General features: G+C 71.3%; 6 protein-coding genes. 3 read left to right on the top strand and 3 right to left on the bottom strand.

Features of this window, described 5'->3' with window-relative positions; genetic code table 11:
• Positions 1-21: 21 nt before the first annotated feature.
• Genes ACFWBT_RS41095 through ACFWBT_RS41085 form a run of 3 tightly spaced genes read right to left on the bottom strand, consistent with a single transcriptional unit; the run spans position 22 to position 3,765 of the window.
• Positions 22-651: a TetR/AcrR family transcriptional regulator gene (locus ACFWBT_RS41095; protein ID WP_266757807.1), complete on the bottom strand. Its 630-nt coding sequence runs from the start codon at positions 649-651 to the stop codon at positions 22-24.
• Positions 652-686: 35 nt separating this feature from the next.
• Positions 687-2,771 (bottom strand): YhgE/Pip family protein, encoded by a 2,085-nt coding sequence (locus ACFWBT_RS41090; RefSeq protein WP_385709390.1) that lies wholly within the window; start codon positions 2,769-2,771, stop codon positions 687-689.
• Positions 2,743-3,765 carry an ATP-binding cassette domain-containing protein gene (locus ACFWBT_RS41085; protein WP_385709387.1) on the bottom strand — a complete coding sequence of 341 codons (1,023 nt, stop codon included), beginning with the start codon at positions 3,763-3,765 and terminating at the stop codon, positions 2,743-2,745. The genes ACFWBT_RS41090 and ACFWBT_RS41085 overlap by 29 nt, the downstream gene beginning before the upstream one ends.
• Positions 3,766-3,938: 173 nt before the next feature.
• On the opposite strand from ACFWBT_RS41085, the gene ACFWBT_RS41080 reads away from it, so the two are divergent.
• The 3 genes from ACFWBT_RS41080 (at position 3,939) to ACFWBT_RS41070 (ending at position 6,140) form a co-directional block, all read left to right on the top strand.
• A complete protein-coding gene (locus ACFWBT_RS41080) occupies positions 3,939-4,493 on the top strand; it encodes an SAV_6107 family HEPN domain-containing protein (RefSeq protein ID WP_385709384.1) in 555 nt (184 codons plus the stop codon).
• Between the two features lie 202 nt (positions 4,494-4,695).
• Positions 4,696-5,466: a methyltransferase gene (locus tag ACFWBT_RS41075; RefSeq protein WP_385709381.1), complete on the top strand. Its 771-nt coding sequence runs from the start codon at positions 4,696-4,698 to the stop codon at positions 5,464-5,466.
• A 275-nt stretch (positions 5,467-5,741) separates the two neighbouring features.
• On the top strand, positions 5,742-6,140 hold the full coding sequence (locus ACFWBT_RS41070; protein ID WP_266757800.1) for a DUF3040 domain-containing protein: 399 nt from the start codon (positions 5,742-5,744) through the stop codon (positions 6,138-6,140).
• The last annotated feature ends 58 nt before the right edge of the window (positions 6,141-6,198 follow it).

Genomic DNA, 6,198 nt, shown 5'->3' with positions numbered 1-6,198 from the left:
GGCTCTCGTGTGTGCGGGTGTTCAGCGGTGGCCGCTCACACGCCCCTGGAGGAGCCGGGACAGCGCCGCGTGGACGTCGTCCAGGGAACGCTCGGGCTGGAAGGCCTGCCAGTCCAGGGCGGCCACCAGGACCATCCCGACCAGCGCCGCCGCCGTCAGCGGGATGTCGATCTCGTCGCTGAGCTCCCCGGCCGCCACCGCGTCGCGCAGCACGTCCTCGACGACCGCCACCGCCTGCTGCCGCACCACCATCAGGGTGGACTGCCAGGCGCGGTTGGTGCGCCAGAGCTCCGCCACGTACAGCTGGGTGAAGGCCGGATAGCGGTTGATGAAGACGAGGCCGGCCCGGATCATCGCGTCCAGCGCGTCCACCTTGCTGCCGCCGTCCCGGGCGGTCTTCTCCGCGGCCTCCCGCAGTGAGGCGGTGAGGAGGCCCACGCCGTGCCGCAACAACTCTTCGAAGAGGACCGACTTGCTCGCGAAGTTGTAGTAGACCGTGCCTTTCGCGACCCCGGCCCGCTCGGCGATCTCGTCCACTGTGGTGGCTGAGAAGCCCTGTTCGGCGATCAGGGTGACGGCCGCCTCGTAGAGCTTCTGCCGGGTCGCCTCGCGGCGGCTGCCGCCGCCCGCCGTGGTGCTGCTGCTGTCCATGGCCCCGATTCTCACAGGAGCGCCCACGCGCTTGGTCACAGGCTCAGCTCCGGGTGCAGCCGGTCGAGGGTCCACACCTGCTTGCGGCGCGCCGACAGGGCGGTGAGCGCGAGGGCTCCCACGGTGAACGCCGTCAGGACGAGGCACGCCGTCCGGACCGGTTCGAGGCCGCCGCCGGTGATGAGCCTCCGGAGGGCCTCGACGACGTAACTCATCGGCAGGAAGGGGTGGATCGCGTTGAAGAAGCGCGGACTGGTCTGGACGGGGTAGGTGCCGCCCGCCGACGTCAGCTGGAGCATCAGGAAGGCGAGGACGAGGATCCGGCCCGCCGCCCCGAAGCGCGCGTTCAGCCACTGCACGATCGCCGCGAAGCAGGCCGACACCAGGAACAGGAAGCCCACGGTTCCGGCCGCCCGGACCATCTGGAGGCCGATCGCCCAGTGGAGCACCGCCATCAGGGCGGCCGTCTGGAGCACGCCGATGACGGCGACCGGCAGCCAGCCCGCCAGCGCGATCCGCCACGCCGAGGCCCCCGCCGCGAGCGCGCGCCGGTTCAGCGGCTGGATCAGCATGTACGCCACCATCGCGCCGACCCACAGGGACAGCGGGATGAAGTACGGGGCGAATCCCGTGCCGTAATTGGGCGCCTTGTGCAGGTCCCTGGAGGCCAGCTGGACCGGGTCGGCCATGACCTCGGTACGCCGGTCGCGGTCGGGCTTGTCGTAGTCGGGGATCTGGTCGGCGCCGTCGTGCAGTCCGCCGGCCAGCTTCCCGGAGCCGCCGACGAGCTTGTACAGGCCGCCGTCGAGGTCGCTCGCGCCCGTCCTCAACTGTCCGACGCCCTTGTCGAGGTCCGCCGCGCCGGTCTTGGCGGTGCCGATACCGGAGTGCAGCCGCTTCGCTCCCTTGGCGACCTCGGAGGCGCCGTCGTTCAGCTTGTTGATCTTGGAGACGCTGTCGTCGAGGTCCTCGGAGAGATGCGGCGAGCGGTCGGCGAGCGCCTGCGCCTGCTTCTCCAGCGTCGCCAGGTTCTTGTCCAGCTTGTCGAGGTCGCCGTCCTGGTCGTCGATCAGGGTGTTCACGTCGTCGGCGACCTTGACGACGTCCGCGGCCGCCTCCTTGGCCTTCTTCAGGTCGGGACACGCCGCGTCGGGGAGCGGGAGGGTCTCGCACCGCGCGCGGTAGACGGTGTTCAGCGTGTCGGACGCGGTGCGCGCGCCCTTGGCCGCGGCCGGGGCCGTCTTCACCAGGGTGTCGAGGTTGTGGCGGATCCCCGCGGCCGAGTCGGCGACCAGCTGGGCCGTGTCACCGATCGACTTCTCGTTGTCCTTCAGAAAGGGGCCGACCTTGTCCGCGACCCCGTTGACCTTGTCGGCCAGCGCCTGGGTGCCGTCCGCGACCTGGCGCGAACCGTCCTCCAGGTCGCCGGCGCCCGTGTTGAGCTTCCTCAGGCCCCCGGTGAGTTTCCCGCTGCCCCTCTTGGCCTCCTTCAGGCCGTCCGCGAGGTCCTTGGAGCCCTTCTTCGCCTTGCCGATGCCGCCGTTGAGCTTGTCGGCGCCCTCGGCGGCCTGCACGGTCGCCCCGTGGATGTCCGAGAACGAGATGAAGATCTTGTCGAGGAACGAACGTGAGGCCTTCGTGGACGCGGCCGTCCGCACCTCGCTGAACACCGTGCGGGAGATCTGCCCGACGATGTAGTTGTTCGCGTCGTTGGTCCGCACCTGGAGCGCGCCCGTCTCGGGCGATGCCCCGGAACTGGACGCGATCCTCTTGCTGAAGTCGCCCGGCATGGTCAGCGACAGGTAGTACGTGCCGTCCTCCACACCGCGGCGGGCCTCGGCGGAGCTCACCTCGTGCCACTCGAAGGTGTCGCTGTCGCGCAGCCCCTCGGTGATGTTGTCGCCGATCGTCACCTTCTTGCCGCCGGCCGTAGCCCCCTTGTCGTCGTTCACCAGCGCGACGGGGATGCGGTCGAGACGGCCGTACGGGTCCCAGAACGACCACAGGTAGAGGGCGCCGTACAGCAGGGGCAGCAGCAGGAGCGCGGCGAGCGCGGCGCGCGGCAGCTTGCCCCGGCCGAAGCGGCGGAGTTCAAGAGCGGCCAGTTTCGGTGAGCGCATCAGCCGTCTCCTTGTCGTTGGTGTCGCTGTCGCTGTCGCTGTCGCTGTCGCTGTCGCTGCCGCTGTCGCTGTCGCTGTCGGCGCCGGTGGTGGCCTCGGCTGTTTCGGCGGTGGTGCTGGTGGCCGTGGCGTCGGTGTCGGTGTCGGGGGCGGCGTCGGCCTTGGTGGTGTCGGTGCCGGCCTTGGTGGTGGCCTCGGCGGCAGCGGCGGTGGTGTCGGCGATGGTGTCGGTCCCGGGCGCCGACGCGGTCTCGCGGGAGGCGCCGGGGCCCTGTTCGCCGGCGTCCCTCGACGCGTCGCTCGGTGCGGTGGACACGACGACGGCGCCCTCGGGGGCCTCGCTGCACACCGCCACGACCGTGGTGCCGGACTCGGTGAGAGACGTCAACAGGGCCCAGACGTCGGACCGTTCGGCGTCCGAGAGCTTGAGGTCGGCGTCATCGACACCGAGCAGCCGAGGGCGGCCGATCAGGGCCAGCGCGAGGGACAGCCGCAGTGCTTCGAGCCGTTCCAGATCGCGTACGGCGGTCCTCTGCCCCTTGGGCAGCGTCTCCGGGTCGAGTCCCGCGGCGGCCAGCGCGGCGCCGATCCGCGCCTTGGCCTCGCTCACCCGCTCGCCGCGCGGTCGCAGCAGGGCGCGCAGCGAACCGCCGAACCGCCGCTGCAGCAGCGCCCGTTCCCGCAGGTGCTCCCCGACGGTCAGCGCGGGGTCGAGGTCCGTGACCCCGGGCACGTGTGCGAGCGCGCTCGTCCGGCGCACCGCGGCCATCTGCTTCGGCAGCACGGCCGTCCCCACGGCCGCCGTCCCCTCGGTGGCCTTCATCCGGCCCGTGAGAGCGAGCAGCAGGCAGGTGCGGCCGGACCCGGACGGCCCCTCGATCGCGATGAGCGATCCGGGCTTCGCTTCGACTCGAACCCCGCGGAACGCCCAGCCGCGGGGCCCCTTGAGCCCGAAGTCCTCGGCTGCGACGCCCAGTCCGTGCGGACCGTCCACAGATTCCCCATCCCCTGAAACATGGAACTACTTTTGAACTGACTGGTCAGTGCAAAAACTATCCCGAACTTTCGAGCGAAGCAAAAGCCCAGGTCAGAACGGATTGTCAGTGGCATACCTCACGATGGGCACATACGGCCACAGTGCCGTCACACGACGACAGGAGGTTCGTCATGGCCAGCTCTTCCGCAGCCGCCGCCCGCCGGCGCCGCGCCACCGGCCCTGCCCCCTCACTGAACAGCCCGGCGAGCGATGTGCACCCCGTGCTCCGCCGGGCCACGGCGCCACCCGCCGCCCTCGACCTGCTCTCCCAGGCCCGCTCCGGGCTCGACGAGGCGACGGCCCTGGAAACATCCAACGAGCGGTACGCGACAGCCCACTTGGCCGCGCTGCGCACCGCCGCCGCAGTGCTCGCCGCGCGAGGCCGCCCGGAGCCCACGTCCCGACGCCGGACCCGTATCCGCAGCGCCTGGGAAGTCCTCCCGGAGATCGCTCCCGAACTGACCGAGTGGAGCGCGTTGTTCGCCTCCGGGGCCACCCGTCGTGCCCGCGCCGAGGCGGGCATCCAGGGAGCGGCCACCACCCGCGACGCCGACGACCTGATACGCGACGTCGCGATGTTCCTGCGCCTCGTCGAGCGGATGCTGGTGCTGCAGCCCGTGCTGCCCCAGCCCCGGCAGGACGGCGACCGGGAGCGGGCGGACAGAGGGGTGCCGGACGCGGGTTGAGTCTCGGGGACGCCTCTCGGGGACGCCACCGGTTCGGCGTCCGTCCGGCACCCGCTCGTCATGCGATGCGGCGCACGTGAGACGGAGGATCGTTCACCGCGGCGGAGGCAATAGGGTGGAGACGCCTGCTGCCTCCCCGCCGGGGGGCCCGAAGATCGCTCCGCCGTTCAACAGGCGGTGCCGCGCCGAGGAGTCAACTGCCGTGTCGGACCCGATGCGCCCCCGCGCTTCTCTCCGTACCGCCGTGGTCTGGGAGGTCCTCAAGGACGCCCTGGACCGCCGGGTCAAGGCCGCCGGGCGGGAGTCGCTCGACGTGCTGGACACGGGCGGCGGCAGCGGCAACTTCGCCGTGCCCGTCGCTGCCCTCGGTCACCGTGTCACCGTCGTCGACCCCAGCCCGAACGCGCTGTTCGCGCTGGAGCGCCGCGCCGCCGAGGCCGGCGTCGCCGACCGCGTGCAGGGCGTCCAGGGCGACGCGCACGGACTCTTCGACGTGGTCGAGCGTGGCGGCTACGACGCCGTGCTGTGCCACGGCGTCCTGGAGTACGTCGACGACCCGGCCGAGGGCGTCCGCAACGTGGTGGACGCGCTGCGGCCCGAGGGCGTGCTCAGCCTCCTCGCCGCCGGCCTGGGCGGCGCCGTGCTGGCCCGCGCCCTCGCCGGGCACTTCAAGGAGGCCCGGCACGCGCTCGACGACCCGGACGGACGCTGGGGCGAGGGTGATCCTGTTCCGCACCGGTTCACGGCCGAACAGCTCACCTCCCTGGTCGCCGGCGCGGGCCTGCACGTCGGTGCCGTGCACGGGGTACGGGTCTTCGCGGACCTGGTGCCGGGAGTCCTGGTGGACACCGAGCCGGGCGCCCTGGAGGCCCTGCTGAAGCTGGAGGCGGCGGCGGCCGAACTCGCCGCGTTCCACTCCGTGGCCACACAGCTCCATGTGCTCGGCGAGGCCCGGGGTACCGCCGAGGGCTGAGCGGCCTCCCGTGGTGCGGCGCTGATCAGGGGCTCGGCAGCAGATGGAGTACGCCACAGACCACCCGATCGAGTGCTCGGCGCCGTATGATCGAGGGAGACCGTCCGGCATGACGGACCGTTCGCTGGGGAATGCACGCCTCAGTACATCGGGTCGCCATGACGGGTTCCGGTTGGCGAATTGGCGTAGAGGGGCGGGTTTCACGGGGGCGATTCCCTGCCTATCCTGAAGGGGACCCCCGGTCGCCCCGGCGACTGCACGATGAGGAGGACTCCGTGCCGCTCTCGGAGCACGAGCAGCGAATGCTCGAGCAGATGGAGCGAGCGCTGTACGCCGAAGATCCCAAGTTCGCGACAGCGCTTGAGGGAAGCGGGCTGCGTACGTACACCCGGCGACGGGTTTACCAGGCGGTCGCGGGCTTCCTGGTGGGTATCGCGCTCCTCATGGCTGGAATGGTCGCAGTTCAGATCTGGCTGAGCGTGGTGGGCTTCCTGGTCATGCTGGGCTGTGCGGTGCTCGCCGTCACCGGTTGGCGCAAAGCTCCCAAGCCGGGTGAACAGCCGGCCGCGTCCGGCTCACCCGCCGCTCGCCGTCAGGGTCGGCAACGCCGCTCCATGATGGACCGCATCGAACAGCGCTGGCAGCGTCGCCGCGACGAACAGGGCGGTAACTGAGCCTCCGGCGTCGCAGCCGCAGACATACACGTGAGGGGGCGTCCACCCGGGCCTGGGT

This window comes from Streptomyces sp. NPDC060027 (genome assembly GCF_042737005.1).
GTDB lineage: Bacteria > Actinomycetota > Actinomycetes > Streptomycetales > Streptomycetaceae > Streptomyces.
The sequence above is the reverse complement of the archived record's forward strand: the minus strand, read 5'-3'. Positions and strand labels throughout refer to the sequence as shown.

Excerpts from the sequence above, each read along its gene's own strand:
- ACFWBT_RS41095 (WP_266757807.1), bottom strand. The coding sequence starts at position 651 with ATGGACAGCAGCAGCACCACGGCGGGCGGCGGCAGCCGCCGCGAGGCG.
- ACFWBT_RS41090 (WP_385709390.1), bottom strand. The coding sequence starts at position 2,771 with ATGCGCTCACCGAAACTGGCCGCTCTTGAACTCCGCCGCTTCGGCCGG.
- ACFWBT_RS41080 (WP_385709384.1), top strand. The coding sequence starts at position 3,939 with ATGGCCAGCTCTTCCGCAGCCGCCGCCCGCCGGCGCCGCGCCACCGGC.